Consider the following 24,311-nt stretch of genomic DNA (forward strand, 5'->3'; position numbering starts at 1 on the left):
TAGGCCGCAACCTGTTTCGACATAGCCTCAACATTCCCCGGATGACTACATTCCAATTAGTCTTTTGATCTGAACATTCTGGGCGGCGATAAGCTGTTCGAACTCCTCAGTAGAGTCGGAGCCCAGCTCCAGGAGCATGACGAAACTGTCTTTCCCCATGGCTTTCGTCACGCCGGCAATGGCGCGATACTTGGCGATTTCCCGCAGTTCATCTGCGCTTTTCCCCGAGGCATGTGCATCCTGGTCTGCGATCGCATCCACCTCGCGCATCAGCTCAGGATGGCGCTCAAAAAAACGCTGCTTGCCGAGAGCCACTACTTGTTTGATTTTGCTGGATTCATCGATCATCGGGTTGATCCTGTCTATAACGATACGTAACTTGTCGCAGAGGGGTCATGCGAATATAAGGAAGGAATTGTACAGGCACTGCCTTGGCTGGACACCGGCTAGCCTCGTACAGCAATACGGAAGGCGGCCGAAAGTGCAGTCATTGCGCCTCGTGCCTGGGCAGTCTTGGCCCTGGAATGAAGCAGGACTGGTAATCGCGGCAAGTCCGGCAAATGAAGTCTGGAGCCGACCTCAATGGCGCCGAATGGCAGCATACGTGGGGCCAATGCAGCAACGCCAAGTCCTGCCATAACGGCGGCAGCGACCGCCGCAACACCCCCGCCGACAAAGATTGGCGTCCAGGGTACGCCTGCCCCATCCAATAGCTCTCCAGCCAATGCGCGACCCCCCCCCCAAGGCTCGGAGAGCGTGGCAAGCGGCACGGGCTCATCCGGACGATGCTGCGATCAATAACTGGGGATCCTGTGCATTCATACGTGCGATAAGCGAGGGACGTTCCGGGCCGGCAACATGATCGCTTATGCCGATAGGCAGACGCTGGCGGGCCGCAACGAAAACCGAAAGTGCACGCTCGTGCACATCCAGCAATTCCCGCGCGCGCTCGAGAAACATCGCACCCTGTGCCGAAAGCTCGACGTATCGTGATGTCCGCTCAACCAGCCGGCAGCCCAATCTGTCTTCCAGACGCTTCAACTTCAAGCTTACCGCAGCCTGCGTGGTGCACATGACCTTCGCTACAACGCGTCTTATATGGGCGTTTCACGCAGCGATGACGTTATATTCATCCAGCTTACGGTGAGCAACACGCGCAGCCTGGAGCAGAAAAAGGAGTTGTTCAAGCGAATTTCGATTCTGCTTGGTGAAAGCCCAGGTATGCGTTCGGATGACATATTCGTGAACCTGGTCGAGGTCGCGAAGGAAAATTGGTCATTTGGTAATGGTCTCGCGCACTATGCTTTAGGTGATAGTGGTCGCTAGCAAAGATGGTGCTCAGGCCGTACCGTCCGGCGAAAGAAGATCCACATGCTGCTTTGCAAACAAAATGCCGTCATCGAACGCTTCCTGTTCTGTCGATGCGCCTTCATACTTGCCGATATTCAAGCTTCGGTGATCGACGTGAGCTTCGAAACCATACCCGCCCGACTTGACCATGGTGGTTACTTCAACCTCACGGCCTCTGTATATTAACGATTTGTTCATACGTGGCCTCTATGTAGTTGCGTTTACCATGATAGCAGGCCGGGCGCTCATAGCAGTCGGGATAAGCGCGGCACTATCCGCAATCTTCGGGCGCACCATCCGCTGCACAACTTGACGGCTTGGGAATTCTACTCCCGTCCGATGCCTATCCTGATCATCGGGTCAATAATTATCGCCGGTGCGCCGGAGCGATACACCGGCGCGCGATCGTACTGTCTATGCCTTGGTGCCTCGCACTTGCGTTTTTCTTCATATTCGCCGTCTTTTTTGAATTCTCGCTTTATCTTGCAATTGCCCTCCCAGTACTCTTCCTTGTATTCCCGACTGTCCCGACGGCCATGACCACTTTCATCTTTCCATGGATCTGCGTTAACAGCAAATGGCACTGTACCGCTGTTCAAACAAGCGTAAGAAAGCTCATTACACGCAGCTCAACAACGCCCTTTCTTTGCTTGCCCAGGCGGGCAGAAATTCCCGGCATCATGAGGGTGGCGATCCCTTTCATAGTAATCGCCATGGTATCGGTCACCCCGATAGTAGCCGTCATCGTAGCCCCATCCGGTGCCAATAGAAACCGACGCCCCTGGCGTACGGACGGAACAACCGACTAGTAGAGCCACGGCCAGCATCATTGGAAAGATTTTCATATTTCTGCAGAGTAGTTACAAACACAGTGAGTGTAGGGCGTCATTCGATCTTTAGTATGTGCGGGCGTAACAAAAAAGAACACAAAGAGACCGTGATTATCACTGGTTCCGCCGCCGATGACTAACAGAGACAACAGCAGAGAATCGACACGGGGCACGTCGGAAACACCTCACGCACAAAAAGGCCAACTCCGAAGAATTGGCCTAAGTGCTTGATATTACTGGTGGGCTGTGGGCGGCTCGAACGCCCGACCTACGGATTAAGAGTCCGCTGCTCTACCAACTGAGCTAACAGCCCGTGTCCTGGAAAGAAAAAGATTCTACCGCGAAAATTGGCCCTGTGCCAGTACCAATCTATATTTTTTTGGCCAATTCGGCTGCCAATCCTATATAAGACCGGGGCGTGAGGGCAAGCAGTCGCAGCTTGGGTTCCGCCGGCAAATCTAGGCCGTTGATGAATTCGGTAAGACCCACCTGGTTGATGCCCTTGCCTCGGGTAAGCGCTTTCAATTGTTCGTAGGGCTGCGGCAGGCCATAGCGACGCATGACCGTCTGCACGGGCTCGGCAAGGACTTCCCAGCACGAATCAATATCGTCGTCGATAGCGGCGACATTCAGCTCCAGCTTGTGCAAGCCGCGAAGGCAAGAATCGTAGGCAACAGCACAATAGCCGAAGGCTACCCCAAGGTTGCGCAGTACTGTTGAATCGGTGAGATCGCGCTGGAAACGCGAGAGTGGCAACTTTTCCGAAAGGTGGCGCAACACCGCGTTCGCCAGGCCGAGATTGCCTTCCGAGTTTTCAAAGTCGATGGGATTGACCTTGTGCGGCATGGTCGAGGATCCAACCTCACCCTCTTTCAGGCGCTGCTTGAAGTAACCCAGCGACACATAGCCCCAAATATCGCGATCCAGATCCAGGATGATGGTGTTGGCGCGGGCGACGGCATCGAACAAGGCCGCCATCCAGTCGTGCGGTTCGATCTGTATCGAATACGGGTTCTGCACAAGGCCCAGATTCCGTAGCACACCGGCGCTAAAAGCCGGCCAGTCGACCTCGGGATAGGCGGAAAGATGTGCATTGTAGTTGCCGGTCGCGCCATTCATTTTGGCCAGCGGCTCAACGGCCTCGATGGCCGCAATGGCGCGTTCCAGTCGCGCTGCCACGTTGGCGAACTCCTTGCCGAGCGTGGTGGGACTGGCCGGCTGGCCGTGGGTGCGCGAAAGCATGGGCTGGTCGGCAAACTGACGCGCCATCGTCTTCAAATGCTGGCACAGCTCGGTGAGCTTGGGCACGACGTACTCGGAACGAGCCCGCGAGAGCATGAGTGCATGCGATGTATTGTTGATGTCTTCGGAGGTGCAGGCGAAGTGGATGAATTCGGCAGCCGCGGCCAGTTCGTTGCTACCAGCCACACGTTCTTTCAGCCAATATTCAACAGCTTTGACGTCATGATTGGTGGTCTTCTCGATCTCTTTGATGCGCGCAGCGTCGGCTTCCGAAAAGTCGTCGACCAGTTGTTTAAGTGCGGCTTTGGCAGAGTCGGAAAAAGGTTTCAGTTCGGGCAGGCCCGCTTCCGACAAACCCTGGAGCCAGGCAACCTCGACCTCGACTCGATGTGCCATGAACGCCGCTTCCGAAAGCGTGGCGCGCAAAGGTTGCCCTTTTGCGGCATAGCGTCCATCGAGAGGGGACAAGGCGTTTAAATGACTTAGTTGCGAGGCAATCAACATGGCGGGTTCACGTAAAGGAAAATTAGCTCGAATTCTAGCATTCGTGGCAAATCACGACGCGGAACGCATGGGGGCAGTGCCGATTATGCATCGGGATTTGCCGGATCCGTCAATGCCGTTGAGCCGAATGCGCATATAAACGACACATTCCTTGCGCGATCGTAACGGCAGCCGCTTTGTCCCTGCTTACTGACGAATAAAGAGACCGATCCTGCTATACTTTTTTTGCCCATAACTCCCGAACTTTGACATGAAACTAATTGGTTCGCTCACAAGTCCTTACGTGCGCAAAGTGCGCGTCGTCATGGCAGAAAAAAAGCTCGATTACGATTTCGTTCTTGAGAACGTGTGGGCCGACGACACGCAAATACAGATTCACAATCCACTGGGAAAAGTGCCTTGCCTGGTCATGGACGACTCTGGCAGCCTTTTCGATTCCCGTGTCATCGTGGAATACCTGGACACCCTATCGCCGGTAGGACGCCTGATTCCACAACAAAGTCGCGACCGCGCCGCCACAAAGTGTTGGGAGGCCATAGGCGACGGTATCCTTGATGCAGCCATCGCAATCCATATCGAAACGCATCGCCGCCCGGCCGAACTACGCAGCGAAGACTGGATTTCACGTCAGTACCTGAAAATCTCGGTCGCGCTTGAATCGATGAATAAAAGCCTGGACGACCAACCCTTCTGCATGGGCGTGAATTTCAGTCTGGCTGATATTGCAGTGGGCTGCGCCTTGGGTTATCTGGATCTGCGCTTCCCGCATCTGGACTGGCGCTCTGAACACAGCAATTTGCAACGCCTCGACGAGAAGCTGCAAAGCCGTCCTTCGTTCATCAGCACATTGCCACCACAGGGCTAACACCCCTGTAACGGCCGCTGAAAGCGGGCGTCATGACGACAAGGACGCAAACTGCGCGTCCTGTCGGTCAGGAAAATCCCTTATATGCTTCGAACAACATGTATGCCGCCAGCAAGAACAACAGGCAGGCAAACACGCGCTTTAATGTCACTACCGGCAAGCGATGCGCACAGCGCGCGCCGTAGGGTGCCGTCAGGACGCTCATGGCCGACAGGACTATGAGCGCAGGCCAGAAGATGTAGCCCAGCATTCCTTCCTGGCCTTGCGCTTCTGAAAAGCCCGAATAGATGTAGCCCGCGCTGTTGGCCACGGCAATAAAGAAACCCAAGGCAGCAGACGTGGCTACGGCGTTATGCACCCGGACATTGCTGCGCGTCATGAATGGCACTGACAAAAAGCCTCCGCCCGCCCCCAGAAGGCCCGAGGCAAATCCGATCCCCGCACCCACACTGGCCGTCGCAACCTTGCCCGGCATGGTTCTTCCGACGACAGGGGGCTTTCCGCTGAGCATTTTCACGCCCGAGTAGGCGACAAACACCGCGAAGATCAGAGCCAGCCAGTTCGCGCTGATGTAGGAAAACACGGCGCCGCCCGATAATAGGCCACCCACTATCATGCCCGGCGCCATGACCCAGACGATATCCCAACGTATGGCGCCTTTGGCGTGGTGAGCTCGCATGCTGGAAATTGAGGTGAAGATGATGGTGGTCATCGAGGTGGCGATTGCCGCGTGCACGATGAGGTCGTCACTGACACCATACAAAGGGAACAACATTGTGAGAAACGGCACGAGTATCATTCCGCCCCCGATTCCCAATAATCCGGCAGCAAAACCCACCGCGGCGCCCAGGCAAGCCAGGCTGACAATAAAGACCGGATCCATATAAACCTTGAAATTGAAGAACGGATGAAATGAAGAAAACCTGTGTATCGAGGCGGCTTTATAGCATGCCTGTACTAAACGATGATGCCGCCCCCAAGGCAGACATCGCCCGAGTACAACACGGCCGACTGTCCAGGTGTGACCGCCCACTGTTCCTGTTCGAACGACAGTCTGAAGCCGTCGTCCCTGGCATCACCCAGAATGCAGCTTGCATCGGCTTGCCGGTAGCGGGTCTTGGCGGCATACGAGCCGGGTGTCGGAGCGTGCCCGGCGACCCAACTGGCGTCTTGTGCTTGCAGTGATTGGCCCAGCAGCCACGGATGGTCATGCCCCTGCACGACATATAGCGTGTTGTGGGGAATATCTTTGCGCGCGGTGAACCAGGCGTCGGCGGTTCCGTCTTCACGCTGGCGCCCTTTGATGCCGCCAATACCCAGTCCCTTGCGCTGGCCCAGCGTATAGAATGCCAAACCTTGGTGTTCACCCACTATCGCGCCTTCGGGAGTCTTGATGGGCCCGGGCTTGGTCGGCAGGTAGCGATTAAGGAACTCGCGAAAAGGACGCTCGCCGATAAAGCAGATACCCGTGGAGTCCTTCTTGGCCGCATTGGGCAGATCAAGCGCCTGTGCCATGCGCCGCACTTCGGTCTTGGCAATTTCACCCAGCGGAAATAGCGTCCTGGCAAGTTGGCCTTGATTGAGGCGATGCAGAAAATAGCTTTGATCCTTGGTATGGTCGAGTGCCTTGAGCAGTTGATGCTGCAGACCGGTCTCAGTCTGGACAGAGCGCACACGGGCGTAATGCCCAGTTGCAATATGCTCGGCACCCAATGACATCGCATGATCGAGAAAGGCCTTGAACTTGATTTCGGCATTGCACAGGACATCTGGATTAGGCGTGCGCCCAGCCGAATACTCGCGCAGGAAGTCCGCAAACACACGGTCCTTGTATTCCGCGGCAAAGTTCACCGCCTCGATATCGACGCCAATCAGGTCCGCCACGCTGGCCGCGTCCAGCCAATCCTGGCGGCTTGAACAGTACTCGGAGTCGTCGTCGTCTTCCCAGTTTTTCATGAACAGTCCGACGACCTCATAGCCTTGTTCTTTCAAAAGCCATGCAGTCACCGAGGAATCGACGCCCCCTGACATACCTACCACGACCCGCCCTTTTGATGCAGTTAATTTAGCCATGCAGCTATTTTAGACGCTTCTGCCTCTTACGAAAGCGAGTCGTCCGGGCCTGTCTCGAGGGCATCGTCGACGATTTCGATCCAGTGGCGCACCGGTGTGGCCGTACCGCTCTGCAGGTGCGTGATACAACCGATGTTGGATGAGATGATGCAAGCGGGCTCCACCGCCTGTATGGCGCTCAGCTTACGGTTGCGCAGCGATTTCGAAAGCTCCGGCTGGGTAACGGAATAGGTGCCTGCCGAGCCACAGCATAAGTGCGATTCCGCGAATGGCTGCAGCGTGAAGCCAAGATCGATCAGCATGCGCTCACTGACGCCGCGCAGACCCTGCCAGTGCTGAAGCGTGCACGGGGGATGGAAGGCAACGGCTGCAGGCGCCGCTTTCATGCGCTGGCGCAGAGCGCTGGCATGCGGCGCCACGAGTTCGGCCACGTCCCGCACCTTGTCGACCAATCGCAGTGCCTTGATGACATAGTCGCGATCATGACGCAGATGGTGCGCATATTCCTTGACCATGGCTCCACAGCCTGACGCGTTCATGACTATGGCCTCTGCCTCGCCACTGTCCAATAGCGGCAGCCAGGCATCTATGTTGGCCCGCATCTGTCCAAGCGCGGCATCCTGGGCGTCAAGATGAAAGTTGATGGCGCCGCAACAGCCCGCACCGGGGACAATACGCGTGCCTATTCCCAACGCGTCCAGCACGCGTATGGTGGCCGCGTCTATGGTGGGCATCATGGCCGGTTGCACGCAACCCGCCAGCATCAGCACCTGCCTGGGATGCCGGCTGCCGTTGGCCGGCAATACACCGACAGGACGGCTACGTGGAATTTTATTTTTCAGAACTTCGGGAAGTGCCGGACGCAGCAAGCGGCCCAGCTTCATTGCCGGACCAAACAAGCGCGAATTCAAGGTATACCGCAATACCGCACGTGTAACACGCTGCCCGAAAGGCCGTCGCACCTGCTGGTCGACCAGATTGCGGCCGATATCGACCAGGGCGCCGTATTCCACGCCCGACGGACAGGTGGTCTCGCAGTTTCGGCAAGTCAGACAACGGTCAAGATGTTCCTGTGTCGCCTGGGTAGGCTCAACGCCTTCAAGCACCTGTTTCATCAGGTAAATGCGACCGCGCGGGCTGTCGCGTTCATCTCCCAGAATCTGGTAGGTCGGACAGGTTGCCAGACAGAAACCGCAATGCACGCAACGGCGCAGGATTTCGTCGGCTTCTTGGCCTTGGTCAGTATCACGCAGCCAGGATGCCAGATTAGTTTGCATGATGGATTCTCAGAAGTCAGCGAACAGGCGTTTCGGATTGAAAATACCGACAGGATCGATTTCTTGCTTCAGGCGCAGGCTGATGTTCCTGACAGCCGGTGCCACGGGATGAAATACGCTCAGGTCGGCTGGCTTGGATTCGTAGCGATACAGCGTTGCATGGCCGCCCAGCCGAGCTACCGTGCTGCGCAACTCGTGTCCGCCTTCTATGCCGGCCAACCATCGCAAGCCGCCGTTCCACTCGACCAGGGTACTGCCCAGATTCAGCGCCTGCGTATGCGGAGGCATGGCCACACGCCATAACGGACGGGCCTGGAAAAACGAATGCGTTTGATCCCGTAGACTGTCCCAGAACGCCGAAGCACTGGCGGCCTCAAGTGCTTCGCCACCGAGTCTTGTCGTGGCATTCTGGACGGCCGCTACGCTACCTGACAAACGGACATGCAACAGCCCTGTATCACTGTCTTGCAAGGCCAACCAACTGGTCGCCGATATTGGTAATGGCTGGTTGCGCCATTGCGTGAACAGGCTCAGCGCGCCGGATTCGTCCGTCTCGAAGACGAGTGTTCTTTCCTGGAACGGCTTGGGAGCCACTTTGATCGACACCTCGATCAGTGCACCGAAAATACCCATCGAACCGGCCAGCAGGCGGGATACGTCATAGCCTGCAACGTTCTTCATGACTTCGCCGCCAAAGGACAAGACGCTGCCTGAAGAATCGAGCAGCTTCGCGCCCAGGACGAAATCCCGGACGCTGCCCGAAGCCATGCGACGCGGGCCCGACAGGCCGCTGGCGATACAGCCGCCGATGGTCGATCCGGGGCCGAAACGGGGCGGCTCGAAGGCCAGCATTTGGTTCTGTTCGTCGAGGGTGCGCTCGATATCGCTTAGCAGCGTACCGGCGCGGGCCGTGATGACCAGCTCGGACGGCTGATAATTGACGACGCCATGGTAGCCGGACAGGTCAAGCACCGCCGTATCGCTGATGGTGTCGCGATCACCCGGTTCGCCGTAGAAGTGTTTGGTCCCACCGCCCTGTATGCAGACAGGCCGGACACCGGCACGGGCGGTCATGACTTGCTGACAAAGTTCAGATAAAACAAATTTCATGGTCTGTTCTTAAAAACGAGGCAAGTCGGAAAAGCGGATCTGGCCGCTATGCACATGCATCTTGCCGTACTCGGCGCAGCGCGCCAGCACGGGGATCACTTTATCTGGATTCAGCAGGCCGTAAGGATCAAAGCCTCTTTTCAGGGCGGAGAAAAAATCAAGTTCTTCGCGCGTGAATTGTATGCACATCTGGTCGATTTTCTCGATGCCGACACCATGCTCGCCGGTCACCGTCCCGCCTACTTCCACGCACAGCTCGAGGATGGCAGCGCCGAATTTTTCGGCGCGCTCGACTTCGCTGGGCTGGTTGGAATCGAACATGATCAAAGGATGCAGGTTGCCGTCACCGGCATGGAACACGTTGGCGCAGCGCAAGCGGTATTCGTCTTCCATCTGCTCTATGGCGCCCAGCACGCGTCCCAGGTGACGACGCGGAATGGTCCCATCCATGCAATAGTAATCTGGCGAAACACGGCCGGCCGCCGGGAATGCGTTCTTGCGCCCGGCCCAGAACAGGAGACGCTCCTCTTCCGAGCCCGACACCTGCAAGCGCGTGGCGCCTGCAAGACGAAAGACCTGTTCCATTCGGGCCACTTCGTCGCTGACTTCATCGGGAGTACCGTCGGATTCGCAAAGCAGAATTGCCGCTGCTTCGAGGTCGTAGCCCGCCTTGACGAAGGGCTCAACCATATGCACGGCACGCTTGTCCATCATTTCGAGCCCGGCTGGAATGATGCCGCCGGCAATAATATTGGTGACGGCCAGGCTGGCCGCGTCGACACTGGAAAAACTGGCCATGATGACCTGGGCACATGGCGGCTTGGGAATCAGGCGTACCGTGACTTCCGTCACAATGCCCAACATGCCTTCCGAACCTATGAAGGCCGCCAGCAAGTCCAGTCCGGGACTATCGGGTGCGCCCGACCCCAGCTCGACCACATCGCCGTCAATGGTGATCATGCGCACCTGCAACACATTGTGTATGGTCAGGCCGTATTTTAGGCAATGCACACCGCCGGAGTTTTCGGCAATATTCCCGCCGATGGAACAGGCAATCTGGCTGGAAGGATCGGGCGCGTAATACAGGCCATAAGGCGCCGCCGCTTCCGAAATGGCAAGATTGCGCACGCCTGGCTCGACAACGGCAGTGGCCGATTCCAGATCTATTTTCTTGATTCGGTTCAGCTTGGCGAGCCCCATCAATATGCCTTGTGCATGGGGCATCGCCCCACCCGACAGACCTGTTCCGGCTCCGCGGGCGACGATGGGAATATTGAACGCCCTGCACGCCTGCAACACCGCAATGACTTGCGCTTCGGTTTCGGGCAGCACAACGACGGGCGGAAGGCAGCGATACAAGGACAAACCATCGCACTCGTAAGGACGGGTGTCTTCGACCTTGGACAGTATGCAGTGCTCGGGAATATGTGCTTTCAGCCGCGCGAACAGACCCGCAAAATCCGGTGCAGGATCCGGAACCGGACCGGGCACCGGTCCCGGCACCGGATTCATCGTCGTATCGTTCATTGTCTCGCTTCTTTATATTTTTTTACGGTATACCGTGGCCGGAACTCAGGCTAGCGGAATAATCTTCCCGGGGTTCAGGATATCGTTGGGATCAAAGGCCTTTTTCAAGCTCGCCATCAGATCGAGCGCATCGCGCCCATGTTCGGCAGTCATGAATTCCATTTTATGAAGCCCTACCCCGTGCTCTCCGGTGCACGTGCCATCCATGTCGATCGCGCGCTGGACGAGCCTGTGGTTCAACTGTTCAGACTCTTCCCATTCCTGGGGACTATCGGAATCAAGCAGCATAAGGACGTGAAAGTTGCCATCACCGACGTGCCCGACGATGGTATAGGGAAAGCTGGCCTGATCAAGTTCCGCCGCCGTTTCGGACACGCACTCGGCCAGGCGGGAAATGGGTACGCAAACGTCCGTGGTACTGGCGCGGCAGCCCGGTCGCAGCTGCAAACCGGCAAAATATGCATTATGGCGCGCCGTCCACAAGCGACTCCGGTCTTCGGGCTGTTCGGCCCATTGGAAATCCATTCCGCCGTTATCGTGCGTAATGCCCTGCACGATTTCCGCCTGTTCCTTGACGCCCGCCGGGCTGCCGTGGAATTCGAAAAGCAGCAGTGGTGATTCCTTTAGATCGAGTTTGCTATAGGCATTGGTGGCCTTGACGGCGGCTGTGTCCATGAACTCCACCCGCGCCACGGGCACACCCATCTGGATGATCTCTATGACACTTTGCACCGCCGTATCGAGCGTGCTGAAATTGCATATCGCGGCCGAGATGGCTTCAGGCTGTGGATACAAACGAATAGTGACTTCCGTGATAATGCCAAGCGTGCCCTCGCTGCCAACGAAAATGCGGGTCAAGTCGTAGCCGGCAGACGATTTGCGCGCCCGGTTGGCCGTTTCGATGATGCGTCCATCGGCGGTGACCACTTTCAACGACATGACGTTTTCGCGCATGGTGCCGTAACGCACCGCATTCGTTCCTGACGCACGCGTGGCGGCCATGCCGCCCAGGCTGGCATCCGCTCCGGGGTCGATGGGGAAAAACAGACCGGTGTCGCGGATCTCGTCGTTGAGCTGTTTGCGGGTCACGCCCGCCTGCACCGTCGCGGTGAAATCTTCGGCGTGGACGGCCACCACCTTATTCATTCCAGAGAGGTCAAGGCTGATACCGCCCTGAATCGCCAGCAAATGTCCCTCCAGCGACGAGCCGACGCCATAAGGAATGAGCGGGACTTTATGCTGGTTGCAATGCCGCGCGACCCAGGCGACTTCTTCTGTCGTCAGCGCAAACACGACAGCATCGGGGAGCATGGGCGGATAGGGAGATTCATCGCGCCCGTGATGTTCGCACACTGCGTGTGCCGTGGAAAACCGGGAACCGAAACGCATCTTGAGCGTATCGAGAAACCCAGCTGGAATCGCACGGCGTAAATTTTGCGCAAAAGCGGGGGCGTTCATGCACTGCTCCTTATACTTCGCTGGTATGTTGACACACCAATACTACGACTTTTAAGCCTGGCTGCCGATCAGGGCATTTGCTGATTGCGCGAGCAGGTCTCGCCGCCCTTCCAATACTTTGCGCCTGCCCTTCACGGCCAGGGACAAGCGCTCCAGCACCTTGACCGAAGCATCCCAGTCTATACAGCCGTCGGTAATGCTCTGGCCATAGACCAGGGGCTGTCCAGGGGTCAAGTCCTGGCGACCGCCAACCAGATGACTTTCGACCATGACGCCAAAAATACGGTCATCGCCTGCTTCGAGCTGGACGGCGACGTCGTCGATAACCAAGGGCTGGTTCAAGTAGTCTTTATTACTGTTGGCATGGCTTGCGTCCACCATGATCTGCGCCCGCAAACCCGCTTTATCGAGCGTTTGGCACGCGGCCTCGACATTTGCCGCATCGTAATTGGGATTTTTCCCACCGCGCAGGATGACATGGCAGTCTTCGTTGCCCACGGTGGACACGATGGCCGAGTGTCCGCCTTTGGTCACGGAAAGGAAATGGTGAGGCTGGGAAGCCGCCTTGATGGCGTCGATGGCTATCTTGATATTGCCATCGGTGCCATTCTTGAAACCCACTGGACATGACAGCCCTGACGCCAGTTCCCTGTGGACCTGGCTTTCTGTGGTGCGCGCGCCGATCGCACCCCAGGAAACCAGGTCGGCAATGTATTGCGGCGTGATCATGTCGAGAAATTCGCAGCCGGCGGGGATGCCCATCTGGTTGACGTCTATCAGCAACTCACGCGCGGTACGCAGCCCCTGATTGATATTGAAGCTGCCATCGAGCCCGGGATCATTGATAAGGCCCTTCCAGCCCACGGTAGTACGCGGCTTTTCGAAATAGACGCGCATGATGATTTCAAGCTCGCCTTTGAAGCGTTCCCGTTGCGCCACCAGGCGCTTGGCGTACTCCAGTGCGCCCGCGGTGTTGTGTATGGAACATGGCCCGATTACGACCACCAACCTGTCGTCGATCCCCTGCAAGATATCGTGCACGGCGTGGCGCGCACCATAGACGGTTGCCGAGACCTCGGTGGTGCAGGGGAACTCGCGCATGATATGTGCCGGAGGACTGAGCTCCTTGATTTCCCGGATGCGTAAATCGTCAGTATTGTGGGTCACTTCTTAACTCCAGTGTAATTGCCAACTTCGCAAGCGGTACAAAAAAAGCCGCCTAGCGTCGCTGGCGGCTTTTTGGGAATTTGGTTCTTTTTTACTGCGTACAACGCTTCCCTTCCTCCACCAGCGGCTTTGGAAAACTAAAAAAATAAAAGAAAAAGTAGGCGAAAGCGTGCGTCATATTCAAACTCTAGCACAGAGTACTGCCTTCTGCCAATCAAAAAATTAATAATAAATTCATCGTTTTGGTCACTGCCTCGTACAACATTCATTTGAGTAGAAATGATTATGTAGTGTATGATTTTTGCAGCTATCGTTTCATACGAACAGATACTGCGGCGAGTCCTCGTCACACACCCGCTCAACAAACAGGACATGCACATGAAAAATAAATCCACCATCGCTCTATGCACCCTGGCTGCGACACTGCTGATGGTCGCAGCACGCCCGGCTTCTGCTGCCACCCTCGCACAAGTCAAGGAGCGCGGCTACATCCGCGTGGCAATCGCCAATGAAATTCCTTATGGTTACATGGATATGGACGGCAAAGCCAAGGGGGTGGGGCCTGACGTCGCCAAACACGTCATGGAGCAGTTGGGTATTAATGAGATCAAATGGGTCACGACCAATTTCGGCTCCTTGATTCCAGGATTGCGCGCAAATCGCTTCGATATGGTGGCCGCTGAAATGGCTATTCTTCCGCAACGATGCAAAGAGGTTCTTTTTTCGGAACCGAACAGTTCGTATGGCGAAGGACTGCTGGTGGCCAAGGGAAATCCCGACGACATCCATAGCTTCGAGGCATTCGCCAAAAGCGACAAGAAAATTGCCATCATGGCCGGTGCCGACCAGCTTGAGATGCTGCAGTCCCTGGGCGTACCGTCCGATCGCATGGTGACCATTTCAAATAATGCCGACGCCATTTCCACCGTAGCCACTGGTAGAGCAAGCGCCTATGCAGCGACCAGCCTGACCGTAAGCGAGCTGGCTGGAAAAAGTGACAAGGTCGAGCCGGCAGCCAACTTCACCGACCCGGTTATCGGCGGCCAACCTGCACGCAGTTGGGGGGCATTCACATTCACCCAGGATTCCCAGGATCTGCGCGACGCGGTCAGTGCCGAATTGGCAAAGTTTAAAAAGACAGACGGTTGGCAAAAGACCATGTCGCACTATGGCTTCAGCGCAACCGATGCAAAAGAGTCGTTCAACAAAGCCACCGAACAGCTATGCGCCGGTTAGGCGGCTGCCCTTCTTTTATTGACAACATAAAGTTGAAGCGCTGATGGAATGGCTCAGTTACAGCAAGCCGCTGCTTGAAGGTGCCTGGGTAACAGTGCAGCTGACGCTGTACTCGACCATACTGGGCGCTTTCTTTTCCTTTGCGTTCGGCATTGGCAAACTTTCCCGGAACTGGGTGGCTAAAGGCATTTCGGTTTTCTTTATCGAGATATTCCGCGGCACATCACTGCTGGTGCAGCTTTTCTGGCTTTATTTCGCCTTACCGATACTGGGTCAGGCCATAGGCATAGACTTGCGCCTGCCCCCTGTGGTTGCCGGCACATTGGCTCTTGCCCTCAATATCGGTGCCTATGGCGCTGAAGTGGTGCGTGGCGCCATCCAGGCTGTGCCTCATTCGCAGCACGAGGCGGCGAAAGCACTGGACTTTACTCCCCGGCAAACTCTGTGGCGTATTTTGTTACCGCAGGCCGTTCCGGAGATGATGCCAAGCTTCGGCAATCTTGCCGTGCAAAATCTTAAAGACACCGCCCTCGTATCGCTCATCAGTCTGGGAGACCTGGCTTTTCGCGCCGAGCAGATTCGCAACTTCACCCAGGACAGCACCACCATCTATACGCTGCTGCTATTCATGTACTTCGGTATGGCATTGGTATTGACCGCCATCATGAAACTGATCGAGCGTTCGGTCGGGCGCTGGCGCTCGGGGAGGGCCTGACCATGCTATTCGGCATAGAGTGGGACACAAGTAATAACTGGCTATTTGCCGGATCCATATTTCCCATACTGCTAAAGGGCCTGGTCGTAACCATCCAGGCTACCGTTCTGGGTTTTGCCGTGGCTGCAGTGCTGGGTCTGGTGCTGGCCGCCCTGAAATCGGCACGGCTGCGCATTATCTCGTGGCCGGCCCGCCTGATTACCGAGTTTGTTCGCGACACGCCGCTATTGATTCAGCTGTTTTTCCTTTACTACGTGCTGCCGGAATACGGTATTGTGCTGCCGGCATTTCTGACCGGGGCGCTTGCCTTGGGCGTTCAGTACAGCGCCTACATGTCGGAAGTGTACCGGGCCGGCATCGAGTCGGTTTCCCGCGGACAAACCGAAGCGGCCCGCGCGCTGGACCTGTCTGCACTTCGAACTTTTTTCTTCATTATTGTGCCGCAAGCCATTCCTCGTATCGTGCCGGCCCTGGGCAACTACCTGGTGTCAATCATGAAGGATGTGCCAGTGCTGTCGGTCGTGTCGGTCCTTGAAATGTTGAACGTAGCCAAGATTATCGGCGACCGGACCTTCAACTACCTGATTCCCCTCTCGATGGTGGGCGGCTTGTATCTCGTGCTCACCTTGTTTGCCTCAGGTGCCATTCGATACCTGGATACCCGCCTTCCCAAGCAAGGACTGCCCCTGCGATGAATGAACCCATTATAAAATTCGATAATGTCGTCAAACGCTTTGGCGATATCACTGTGCTGGATTCCCTGAACTTCCAGGTTCAGAAAGGTGAAAAAGTCACCATTATCGGCCCGTCCGGGTCTGGTAAATCCACAGTGTTGCGCATCCTGATGACGCTGGAAGCCATCAATGAAGGCATAATCCACGTGGCCGGCAAGCCGCTCTGGCATGAATACAAGGACGATAGGCTGGTGCCTGCCAGCGAAGGTCACCTGCGCGAAATGCGCAAGGAGATGGGCATGGTGTTCCAGCAGTTCAACCTGTTTCCGCACATGACGGTACGCCGCAATGTGACCGAAGCGCCAGTGCAAGTGCTGGGCTTGTCAAAAGCTGAAGCTAACCAGCGCGCTGAAGAATACCTCGATCTGGTGGGCCTGTCTGATCAGGCGGACAAATTCCCCAGGCAGTTGTCGGGAGGACAGCAACAGCGCGTAGGCATTGCGCGCGCCCTGGCCATGCGTCCGAACATCATGCTGTTTGATGAGCCTACGTCTTCACTGGACCCTGAGCTGGTCGGCGAAGTGCTGACAGTCATCCAGCGCCTGGCCGAAGAGCATGACTTGACCATGCTGCTCGTGACCCACGAAATGCAATTCGCCAAGCAGATTTCCGACCGTGTTTGCTTCTTCGACAAAGGCAAGATTGTGGAAGAAGGTCCACCGGAAATCCTGTATACCAGCCCCAAAGAAGAACGGACCCGCGAATTCCTGAAGAATTTCATTAATCAGGAATAGGAAGGGTCCGACGCTAAAGCCGGCCTTGGCGGCCTTTCAGCCTGTACGCTAGGCAAGCGCCAAAGGCGCTTCTTGTGGAACCAGGGCCGAGAAATCGCGGCGCGCGGCAATATGCTCGGGCCGGGGCTTCAGCCCATGCATCGGGGCACCCAGTGCATTCTCGGTACTGTTGTATACCATGAAAACATTGGCACGAGGCCATGGCGAAATGTTGCCATTGGATCCATGCATGGTATTGCAGTCAAAAAAAACGACCGATCCGGCCTTTGCCGTCATGGGCCTGATTCCGCCTTGCTCGACCAGTAATTGCAGGCTCAAAGGATCAGGCACACCATACTCCTGCTTCTTGAGCGATTGCTTGTAGTGGTCGTCAGGCGTCTGGCCCTGGCAGGATACGAACTGCTGATGCGATCCCGGTACCAGCATAAGCGGGCCGTTGCAGGCATTGTTGTCGCTCAGCAATACCGAACAACTCAGCGCCCGCATGCGTGGCATGCCGTCTTCGACGTGCCAGGTTTCGAAATCGGAATGCCAGTAGAACTCTTTGCCTTTGAAGCCGGGCTTCATGTTGGCGCGCGACTGGTGCATATAGACTTCCGAACCCAGAATCTGGCGCGCCACATTGATCAAACGAGGATCACGGGCAAGATTCCCAAGCATATCGCTGAGTTCATGAACCCGGAAGATTGAACGCACTTCGTTGCTACCAGGCTCTGTGATGGATTCCTCCATCGACACGATGGAGGAATCGGCGCTCATGCGCTTGACTTCATCCAGGAGAACCTGCGTCTCGGCGTTGCTGAAAATATCTTCGAGCAACAGAAAGCCATCGCGCTCGTAAGCCGCTATCTGGCTTTCTTCCACGGCGTCGGCATAATTGCCGCCTTCATAGATTACTGGATCCTGCCTGGCAATGATCGCCGAACCGCGATCATTGCGCGAGGCATACCAGTCTGCAATGGGTTTTCTCATTAATAACTCCTTAACTTTCACGCGGCGCGCGCGTCTGCCGGGTAGACCCCTTTTTCATCATGCACTTCAAAGCCGGTCAAGGGCGGATTGAATACGCAAATCACTCGTAGCGGCTCCTTGCCGCCCCGCAGCCAATGCTCATCATTTTCGTTGAGGGCGTAAACGACGCCAGGCCCCAGTGCGTATTTCTTGCCGTCGGCAATGGTCTCGATTTCGCCATCCCCTTCTATGCACCATACGGCTTCGAGATGGTTCTGATAGTGGATATGTGTTTCGGTACCGGGAAATATCACGGTCTCGTGAAAAGAGAAGCCCATGCCATCCTTTTGCAACAGCACCCGTCTGCTGAGCCAGTTTTCCGTTATGACCTCATGTTCGGTACCTATGACTTCGTTCACATTCCGTACGATCATCGCGCTCTACCTCCAAATTTCAATACGTGGGCGCTTACGCCCTTCTCTGCCAACACTTCGGCAACGCTACGCTCAATGATTTCCAGTCCGCGCGAAAGCAGATCATCTTCTATCGTGAGTGCAGGAAGGACCTTGAGGACTTCATCATGCGCGCCTGAAGTTTCGATCACGAGGCCATATCCGAATGCCTTCTTTGCCACCTGCGCCGCGACGTCGTCGTCGGCGGAAGTGATCAACCCCTGGATAAGGCCACGGCCGCGCACGCTCAACCCCGCCATCGGGTAGCTGTGGACCAGGTTTTCCAGCCAGTCGCGCACCAGACCTTCCTTGCGCTGAATTTCTTCGGAAAAAGCCCCATCGCTCCAATAAGTATCGAGCGCCTGGGCTGCGGTAACGAATGCCAGGTTATTGCCACGGAACGTTCCGCTATGCGCACCGGGCTTCCATATATCGAGCTCGGGTTTCATCAGCACGAGCGACATGGGAAGACCGAAGCCCGAGAGGGATTTGGACAATGTAATGATGTCAGGCTGGATGCCTGCCGATTCGAAGCTGAAAAAGTTGCCGGTTCGACCGCAGCCAACCTGGATGTCGTCAACGATCAACAACATGTCGTGCCGACGGCAGAGCTTCTCAAGTTCCTTGAGCCAACGCCATGTCGCCACGTTGACGCCGCCTTCGCCCTGCACCGTTTCCACGATGACGGCCGCCGGATGATCCAGCCCACTACTGGGATCGTCCAGCATGCGTTCCAGATAAGCCATCGTATTGATGTCCGGTCCCATGTAGCCGTCAAAAGGCATGAAGGTGGTATTGGCGAGCGAGACGCCTGCGGCATTCCGAAATTTGGAGTTGGCCGTCACCGCCAGCGAGCCGCCGCTTACGCCATGAAAGCCATGCGTGAACGAAATGACGTTTTGCCTGCCCTTGACCTGACGGGCAAGCTTCAACGCCGCTTCAACGGCATTGGTGCCTGTGGGACCGGTAAACTGCAAGGTGTAGTTCCAGCCACGGGGCTTGAACAAAACGCGATCGACCGTCTCGAGGAAATTCTTTTTGGCTGTTGTCGCCATGTCCAGACCATGAATTAGGCCGTCGGTATCCAGGTATTCGATAACCTTTGCCTTGAACACCGGATTGTTATGGCCGTAGTTCAATGTCCCCGCGCCACTGAAGAAATCAATGTACTGCTTATCATCCTCATCAATCAGTATGGATCCGCGTGCCTGTTTGAAGATGACAGGGAACGACCGGATGTAGCCCCGTACTTCCGACTCCATCCGGTCAAATATTTTTAAATCCATCATGTTTCTTCCTCTCTTTTGGCGAAGCGCCGGGACGAAGCGAAACAATGCTCCCGCCACTGGCTGGCGCCTCTGTTTGAAGAATATTGGCGCGTTAAGCACCATCGACTACGCAGGCCGGAAAGGGCCTATGCGTATAAGGGGTTCATCGGGATGCTGCTGCATACCAAATAAATGGCCTTCGAATAACGACGTTTCGAATGAATGGGCACCCAACTGGCGCGCCATGGAGGCGAACAGGCTGCGCGAGGCGTGATTATCCGGATCCACCGTGGTTTCGATATATTTGATGCCGCCAAGCTCGGGCCGACGCAACAGATCGGTCAGCATGTGCCGCGCCAGACCTTTGGAGCGCGCCCGTTCATGCACCGCTACCTGCCAGACGAACAGGACGTCAGCCCGTCCTGGCGGCACGTAAGCGGAGACGAAGGCTTCGATGCCGTCGCTGTCCTCCGCCACGACGCAGGTATCGCGGAAATGTTCGCTCAACAGCAGGTAGGTATAGAGGGAGTTGAGGTCCAGCGGCGGACACTGCGACACTAAAGTGTGGATGGCTGCCGCATCACGCTTGTTGGGGGCGCGCAAGACTGGGACAAGGTGCCGAGGGGTGCCACCCTCGGCGGAAGGCTGGAATAGAGGTGTGAAGGTATTTAGATCCTTCACACCACCAGTCCTGATTCTGGCGGAACGCCGCCAGTCGGCACATCCAGGATGGGCGAGGCCATTTCACCCGGTTGCTCGGCAAGCGCAGTCCCGTCCGACTCCATGAGATGGACGATACGCTCGAGAGACAACGTGATTGTGGCTTGCTCGAGTTCGGGCAGAGACTTCAGTGCGTCGGACAGTTTCTGCTGCAACGGCGACGGCGTGTCAAGCGCCAGTGCCCGTCCGGCGTCGGTGGCCGAAACAAACACAATACGGCGATCTTCGCGCCCACGCTCGCGTCGGACAAGGCCCTTGTCTTCCAGACGATCGAGTATGCCGACCACAGTGCTGGGGCTGACATGAATTTCACGGCTGATGGCTGTGGCTGTGAGCAAGCCATGCTCAATGACGGCGCGCAGGCAAACCAGCTGAGGGGCCGTGATATTGCTGCATGCTGCCAATTGACGGGAATGCAAGGCGATAGAACGCGTAATACGCCGCAGTGCCCGCAGGATGCGCAGATCGAACTGCTGATCTTCCATTGATTTAGTCATCACGCGAAATAGTTCAGTTAAATTGATTTCAACAGAAATGATATGCGCGCAAAGCGTCTATGTCAACCCAAACTGCCTTGATCAACTCGCAGTGTACGGGTCGACTAGCCTTGCCTGGTGCCGTTAAGGTAGCTTGGGCGGACCGCCAGGCAAGATGGGTTTCGTCCTCCTTTTGATGGTGTACCGGCCCCTAAGCCGTCCCGGTGCCCCCGACTGTGAGTCCGTCCATCCGGACGGTGGGCATTCCGACACCCACCGGAACGCTCTGACCCTCTTTTCCGCAGGTTCCCACCCCTGGATCGAGTTGTAAATCATTACCAATCAGGCTGACCCGATTCATCGCATCTGGACCGTTGCCGATCAGTGTGGCTCCTTTTACAGGATAGGTAACCTTGCCGTTCTCGATCATATAGGCTTCGGAAGTGGAGAATACAAACTTGCCACTCGTAATATCGACTTGTCCCCCGCCAAAGTTCACGGCATACAGACCCTTCTTCACCGATGCAATAATTTCCGGCGGCGGCACGTGACCCGGCAGCATGAAGGTATTCGTCATACGCGGCATAGGCAGGTGCGCATACGATTCGCGCCGCCCGTTGCCGGTGACCGGCATTTTCATCAAGCGGGCATTCATCGAGTCCTGCATATACCCTTTCAGGATACCGTCTTCGATCAGCACATTGCGTTGCGTGGTATTGCCTTCATCGTCGATATTCAATGAGCCGCGACGATCGGCTAATGTGCCATCATCAATGACAGTCACACCCTTGGATGCCACGCGTTCACCGATGCGGCCGGCAAAGATGCTGGAACCCTTGCGATTGAAATCGCCCTCGAGGCCGTGCCCTACCGCCTCGTGCAGCAAGATCCCTGGCCAGCCCGAGCCAAGCACCACAGTCATTTCGCCGGCGGGCGCCGCCCTGGCATCAAGGTTGACGAGCGCTTCGTGAGTGGCCCGCTGCACATAGGATCGCAGCACATCGTCGGTAAAAAACGCAAGGCCGCTACGACCTCCCCCGCCGCCGTGGCCCATTTCGCGGCGACCATTGCGTTCGGCAATGACGGTGAGGGAAAGACGAACCAGCGGGCGGACATCGGCGGCCAGCCGCCCGTCGCTGCCGGCGACCAGGATCACATCGTATTCCGCGCCCAGGCCCGCCATCACCTGGATGATATGAGGATCCGCGGCCCGCGCCATGGCCTCGATGCGTTCGAGCAACGCTACCTTATCCGGTGCTGACAAGGTATTGACGGGATCAATTGCGGGATAGAGATCATGGCCTGCGGGAGGATGTCCTGAAATGACTTTCTGGCGTCCCGCCCCCTGGCGGGCGATGCTGCGTACCACACGCGCGGACGACAGAAGTGCGTCGGACGACAGTGTGTCGGAATAGGCAAACGCTGTTTTCTCACCACTGATCGCGCGAACACCCACGCCCTGTTCGATGGAGAAGCTACCGGTCTTGACGATACCCTCTTCAAGGCTCCAGCCTTCGCTTCGCGTGTATTGAAAGTACAGGTCGGCGTAATCGACCTTGTGCGTGAATATTTCGCCCAGCGCGCGCGCCATATCGTCTTCGCTCAAACCCCAGGGGTCGAGCAGAACCGATTTCGCGGTGGCCAGGGCACTGAAAGCAGGATCAACAAGTTTCATAAAAAGTACCGTAACAACGACAAATTACATCGTTCGATGTTTGAGGGCGGGTAAGGATTCCCGAACGTCGTGCAAGTGCTGAAGGTTTATGTCGCCCATGGCGATTCCCGAACCTTCCGCAATACTGTCGACAACGTCGCCCCATGGATCAATTAGAACAGAATGGCCCCAGGTCCGGCGACCGTTCTCGTGCTTCCCGCCCTGAGCCGCCGCCAGCACATAGCATTGATTTTCGATCGCGCGCGCGCGCAGCAGTACGTCCCAGTGGGCGGAGCCGGTCGTATAGGTGAAGGCAGCGGGCACCACCATGAGGTTTACCTGACCAAGGGCGCGGAAAAATTCAGGGAAACGTAAATCGTAACAAATGGAAAGGCCCACACTGCCACAAGGCGCCGTGAATGTTTGTGGTGAATTTTCACCAGGCCGAATGGATACAGATTCGTCGTAGGACTCGGCGCCCTTCTTGTAGCCGAACAGGTGGATTTTGTCGTATCGCGCAATACGCAAGCCGGAGGGGTCATAAACCAATGTCGTATTGTAGATGCGGTCGGGCTCGCCGCAATCAAGCGGCAACGTGCCTCCCACCAACCAGATACCGTGCAGCAAAGCCTGGGCGCATAGGAATTCCTGAATAGGACCGTGCCCCAGCGTTTCCCTGATGGCGAGCTTGTCCCTGTCCTTGTTCCCCATCAGGCAGAAATATTCCGGCAGCACGATGAGTTGGGCGCCACCATCGACAGCCTGTTGGATCAGCAATGAGGCTTGATCGAGATTTTGCGCAAGCTGAGTGGATGAAACAGTCTGGATGGCCGCCACGCGGAAATCATCTTTAATTGATACCATGTTGATTATCTATAGTAAATTTAACAGAACTCCACAGGAACTTTAGTTTATTATGCGCAGTAATTAATACCAACACTCGATTCAGGAATATTCATGGTCCGCGAAACCTATTTATCGGCAAAACAGAAAATAGAAAAAGAAATACAGAAACTTCAAAAACAAGCCCAAGCTTTACAAGCAAAACAACGCGGTCCCGTTATCACCTCTATTATCCGCTCGATGCGCGATTATGAGATTACTCCGGAGGAAATCGCCGAGGCCTACAGCAGGAAGATAGTGAAAGCCCCAGCCTCCAAAACGAATCAAGTGGCTGCGAAAAGCAAACGACCCGTGCCGGCCAAATACCGGCACCCGCAAACCGGCGCAACCTGGACTGGCCGTGGCAAAGCGCCGCGCTGGGTAACTGCCGCCGAAGCGGAAGGCCAGACTCGAAACGAATTTCTTATCAAGACCGACCAGGCATCTTAGCGCCCGCGCTCGTAATTTACCTCGCGAACCTCACCATTGTTGCCCGGGAAGCCATCGAACACGGCCTGTGCCAGGTAAGGCATGGCCTGTGCAAGATTATCGGACGTACTGACGTTTACCGCAGTAGATCTATATACCTCGGCACCGCCATTTTGATTATCCTTGATAATCACCGTCAGCGTATTTTTATAAACGTCGACCGGCACTGTATAAGCCGGTGGTGTCATATAAATGCCGCCACCCCATCCCCGGTAACCACCATAATAGCCGCCAAATGCAGGGCCAAATCCCCAGCCGTCCATATAGGGATCGTAAGAGCGCTGGACCAGGGTAGTACTGATCGGATTGCTATAAACAATAGTGACATCGAATCGTGCTGATTGCCCGGAACGGGCCTCGACGAGTCCTGTAGGCCCTATGGATGCGCGGACCATGTCGGCAACGGATTGGAATTCCAGGTTGTTGGTCTGACTGGCGACGGGCACTATTCTGTAGAACTGGCCTTCCACATTGGCAGGCCACTGCTGATAACTGGTGACCCGGGCCGAGAGCGTCGATGCACACCCCGACACCAATAACAGGCTTGCCATGACCGCCCAAAACCGCCAAACGGATAATGAAGACCGGTGTGAACAA

25 protein-coding genes, 1 tRNA gene and 2 pseudogenes are annotated in these 24,311 nt (G+C 56.2%); 7 read left to right on the top strand and 21 right to left on the bottom strand.

Features of this window, described 5'->3' with window-relative positions; all coding sequences use genetic code 11:
* Window positions 1-45 precede the first annotated feature (45 nt).
* Together CR155_RS06075 and CR155_RS06080 are read right to left on the bottom strand one after the other, a co-directional pair.
* Window positions 46-348, bottom strand: coding sequence for a DUF6388 family protein (locus tag CR155_RS06075; RefSeq protein WP_102069093.1), 303 nt, complete (start codon window positions 346-348; stop codon window positions 46-48).
* Between the two features lie 98 nt (window positions 349-446).
* A pseudogene (locus tag CR155_RS06080) lies at window positions 447-1,083 on the bottom strand (LysR family transcriptional regulator); the annotation flags it as partial.
* Between CR155_RS06080 and CR155_RS06085 the strand changes: the two are divergent.
* Window positions 1,075-1,326, top strand: a pseudogene (locus tag CR155_RS06085) (tautomerase family protein); the annotation flags it as partial. The pseudogenes CR155_RS06080 and CR155_RS06085 sit on opposite strands and share 9 nt — an antisense overlap.
* A gap of 12 nt (window positions 1,327-1,338) precedes the next feature.
* Here CR155_RS06085 and CR155_RS06090 read toward each other — a convergent pair.
* The 4 genes from CR155_RS06090 to purB all read right to left on the bottom strand — a co-directional run bounded on the left by CR155_RS06090 (window position 1,339) and on the right by purB (window position 3,926).
* On the bottom strand, window positions 1,339-1,548 hold the full coding sequence (locus tag CR155_RS06090; RefSeq protein ID WP_102069095.1) for a hypothetical protein: 210 nt from the start codon (window positions 1,546-1,548) through the stop codon (window positions 1,339-1,341).
* A 397-nt stretch (window positions 1,549-1,945) separates the two neighbouring features.
* The gene (locus tag CR155_RS20745; RefSeq protein ID WP_158238239.1) at window positions 1,946-2,095 is read right to left on the bottom strand and encodes a hypothetical protein; all 150 of its coding nucleotides are present in this window, start codon (window positions 2,093-2,095) and stop codon (window positions 1,946-1,948) included.
* A gap of 322 nt (window positions 2,096-2,417) precedes the next feature.
* A tRNA-Lys gene (locus CR155_RS06105) sits at window positions 2,418-2,493 on the bottom strand.
* Window positions 2,494-2,549: 56 nt separating this feature from the next.
* Window positions 2,550-3,926 carry an adenylosuccinate lyase gene (purB, locus tag CR155_RS06110; protein ID WP_102069098.1) on the bottom strand — a complete coding sequence of 459 codons (1,377 nt, stop codon included), beginning with the start codon at window positions 3,924-3,926 and terminating at the stop codon, window positions 2,550-2,552.
* A gap of 250 nt (window positions 3,927-4,176) precedes the next feature.
* Here purB and CR155_RS06115 point away from each other — a divergent pair, with 250 nt between their 5' ends.
* Window positions 4,177-4,791: a glutathione S-transferase N-terminal domain-containing protein gene (locus tag CR155_RS06115; RefSeq protein WP_102069099.1), complete on the top strand. Its 615-nt coding sequence runs from the start codon at window positions 4,177-4,179 to the stop codon at window positions 4,789-4,791.
* A gap of 67 nt (window positions 4,792-4,858) precedes the next feature.
* Here CR155_RS06115 and CR155_RS06120 read toward each other — a convergent pair whose 3' ends face one another.
* The 7 genes from CR155_RS06120 to aroG form a co-directional block, all read right to left on the bottom strand.
* A complete protein-coding gene (locus CR155_RS06120) occupies window positions 4,859-5,674 on the bottom strand; it encodes a sulfite exporter TauE/SafE family protein (RefSeq protein WP_102069100.1) in 816 nt (271 codons plus the stop codon).
* A 74-nt stretch (window positions 5,675-5,748) separates the two neighbouring features.
* Entirely contained in the window at window positions 5,749-6,864 is a 1,116-nt protein-coding gene (mnmA, locus tag CR155_RS06125; protein WP_102069101.1) for a tRNA 2-thiouridine(34) synthase MnmA, read from the bottom strand.
* A gap of 26 nt (window positions 6,865-6,890) precedes the next feature.
* Window positions 6,891-8,141, bottom strand: coding sequence for a glycolate oxidase subunit GlcF (gene glcF, locus CR155_RS06130; RefSeq protein ID WP_102069102.1), 1,251 nt, complete (start codon window positions 8,139-8,141; stop codon window positions 6,891-6,893).
* A gap of 9 nt (window positions 8,142-8,150) precedes the next feature.
* Window positions 8,151-9,251, bottom strand: a complete 1,101-nt coding sequence (gene glcE / locus CR155_RS06135; RefSeq protein WP_102069103.1) for a glycolate oxidase subunit GlcE — start codon at window positions 9,249-9,251, stop codon at window positions 8,151-8,153.
* A 9-nt stretch (window positions 9,252-9,260) separates the two neighbouring features.
* The gene (locus CR155_RS06140; protein WP_199171689.1) at window positions 9,261-10,778 is read right to left on the bottom strand and encodes an FAD-linked oxidase C-terminal domain-containing protein; all 1,518 of its coding nucleotides are present in this window, start codon (window positions 10,776-10,778) and stop codon (window positions 9,261-9,263) included.
* A gap of 45 nt (window positions 10,779-10,823) precedes the next feature.
* A complete protein-coding gene (locus tag CR155_RS06145) occupies window positions 10,824-12,236 on the bottom strand; it encodes an FAD-binding oxidoreductase (RefSeq protein WP_102069104.1) in 1,413 nt (470 codons plus the stop codon).
* 51 nt (window positions 12,237-12,287) lie between these two features.
* Window positions 12,288-13,403, bottom strand: coding sequence for a 3-deoxy-7-phosphoheptulonate synthase AroG (aroG, locus tag CR155_RS06150; protein WP_102069105.1), 1,116 nt, complete (start codon window positions 13,401-13,403; stop codon window positions 12,288-12,290).
* Between the two features lie 378 nt (window positions 13,404-13,781).
* Between aroG and ehuB the strand changes: the two genes are divergently transcribed.
* From ehuB to ehuA, 4 genes are read left to right on the top strand one after another with little or no spacing between them, the layout of a single operon-like run.
* Window positions 13,782-14,639, top strand: a complete 858-nt coding sequence (ehuB, locus tag CR155_RS06155; protein ID WP_102069166.1) for an ectoine/hydroxyectoine ABC transporter substrate-binding protein EhuB — start codon at window positions 13,782-13,784, stop codon at window positions 14,637-14,639.
* A gap of 43 nt (window positions 14,640-14,682) precedes the next feature.
* Window positions 14,683-15,354 carry an ectoine/hydroxyectoine ABC transporter permease subunit EhuC gene (ehuC, locus tag CR155_RS06160; RefSeq protein ID WP_102069106.1) on the top strand — a complete coding sequence of 224 codons (672 nt, stop codon included), beginning with the start codon at window positions 14,683-14,685 and terminating at the stop codon, window positions 15,352-15,354.
* A gap of 2 nt (window positions 15,355-15,356) precedes the next feature.
* The gene (gene ehuD, locus CR155_RS06165) at window positions 15,357-16,049 is read left to right on the top strand and encodes an ectoine/hydroxyectoine ABC transporter permease subunit EhuD (RefSeq protein ID WP_102069107.1); all 693 of its coding nucleotides are present in this window, start codon (window positions 15,357-15,359) and stop codon (window positions 16,047-16,049) included.
* Window positions 16,046-16,822 carry an ectoine/hydroxyectoine ABC transporter ATP-binding protein EhuA gene (ehuA, locus tag CR155_RS06170; RefSeq protein ID WP_102069108.1) on the top strand — a complete coding sequence of 259 codons (777 nt, stop codon included), beginning with the start codon at window positions 16,046-16,048 and terminating at the stop codon, window positions 16,820-16,822. The genes ehuD and ehuA overlap by 4 nt, the downstream gene beginning before the upstream one ends.
* A gap of 48 nt (window positions 16,823-16,870) precedes the next feature.
* Here ehuA and thpD read toward each other — a convergent pair whose 3' ends face one another.
* From thpD to CR155_RS06205, 7 genes are all read right to left on the bottom strand, one after another.
* Window positions 16,871-17,794 (bottom strand): ectoine hydroxylase, encoded by a 924-nt coding sequence (gene thpD, locus CR155_RS06175; protein ID WP_102069109.1) that lies wholly within the window; start codon window positions 17,792-17,794, stop codon window positions 16,871-16,873.
* A 17-nt stretch (window positions 17,795-17,811) separates the two neighbouring features.
* Window positions 17,812-18,207: an ectoine synthase gene (locus CR155_RS06180; protein ID WP_102069110.1), complete on the bottom strand. Its 396-nt coding sequence runs from the start codon at window positions 18,205-18,207 to the stop codon at window positions 17,812-17,814.
* Window positions 18,204-19,511, bottom strand: coding sequence for a diaminobutyrate--2-oxoglutarate transaminase (gene ectB, locus CR155_RS06185; protein WP_102069167.1), 1,308 nt, complete (start codon window positions 19,509-19,511; stop codon window positions 18,204-18,206). The genes CR155_RS06180 and ectB overlap by 4 nt, the downstream gene beginning before the upstream one ends.
* A 108-nt stretch (window positions 19,512-19,619) precedes the next feature.
* Window positions 19,620-20,174 carry a diaminobutyrate acetyltransferase gene (gene ectA / locus CR155_RS06190; protein ID WP_102069111.1) on the bottom strand — a complete coding sequence of 185 codons (555 nt, stop codon included), beginning with the start codon at window positions 20,172-20,174 and terminating at the stop codon, window positions 19,620-19,622.
* Window positions 20,171-20,698 (bottom strand): MarR family winged helix-turn-helix transcriptional regulator, encoded by a 528-nt coding sequence (locus tag CR155_RS06195; protein ID WP_233213939.1) that lies wholly within the window; start codon window positions 20,696-20,698, stop codon window positions 20,171-20,173. Before CR155_RS06195 ends, ectA begins: the two co-directional genes overlap by 4 nt.
* A gap of 202 nt (window positions 20,699-20,900) precedes the next feature.
* Window positions 20,901-22,364: a metalloprotease TldD gene (tldD, locus tag CR155_RS06200; protein ID WP_102069113.1), complete on the bottom strand. Its 1,464-nt coding sequence runs from the start codon at window positions 22,362-22,364 to the stop codon at window positions 20,901-20,903.
* Between the two features lie 24 nt (window positions 22,365-22,388).
* On the bottom strand, window positions 22,389-23,207 hold the full coding sequence (locus tag CR155_RS06205) for a carbon-nitrogen hydrolase family protein (RefSeq protein WP_102069114.1): 819 nt from the start codon (window positions 23,205-23,207) through the stop codon (window positions 22,389-22,391).
* Between the two features lie 93 nt (window positions 23,208-23,300).
* Here CR155_RS06205 and CR155_RS06210 point away from each other — a divergent pair, with 93 nt between their 5' ends.
* Window positions 23,301-23,675 carry an H-NS histone family protein gene (locus CR155_RS06210; protein ID WP_102069115.1) on the top strand — a complete coding sequence of 125 codons (375 nt, stop codon included), beginning with the start codon at window positions 23,301-23,303 and terminating at the stop codon, window positions 23,673-23,675.
* Here CR155_RS06210 and CR155_RS06215 read toward each other — a convergent pair.
* Window positions 23,672-24,265 carry a DUF4136 domain-containing protein gene (locus tag CR155_RS06215; RefSeq protein WP_233213940.1) on the bottom strand — a complete coding sequence of 198 codons (594 nt, stop codon included), beginning with the start codon at window positions 24,263-24,265 and terminating at the stop codon, window positions 23,672-23,674. The genes CR155_RS06210 and CR155_RS06215 overlap by 4 nt on opposite strands.
* Window positions 24,266-24,311 lie beyond the last annotated feature (46 nt).

The organism is Pollutimonas nitritireducens, from assembly GCF_002849615.1.
GTDB classification, from domain to species: Bacteria; Pseudomonadota; Gammaproteobacteria; order Burkholderiales; family Burkholderiaceae_B; genus Pollutimonas; species Pollutimonas nitritireducens.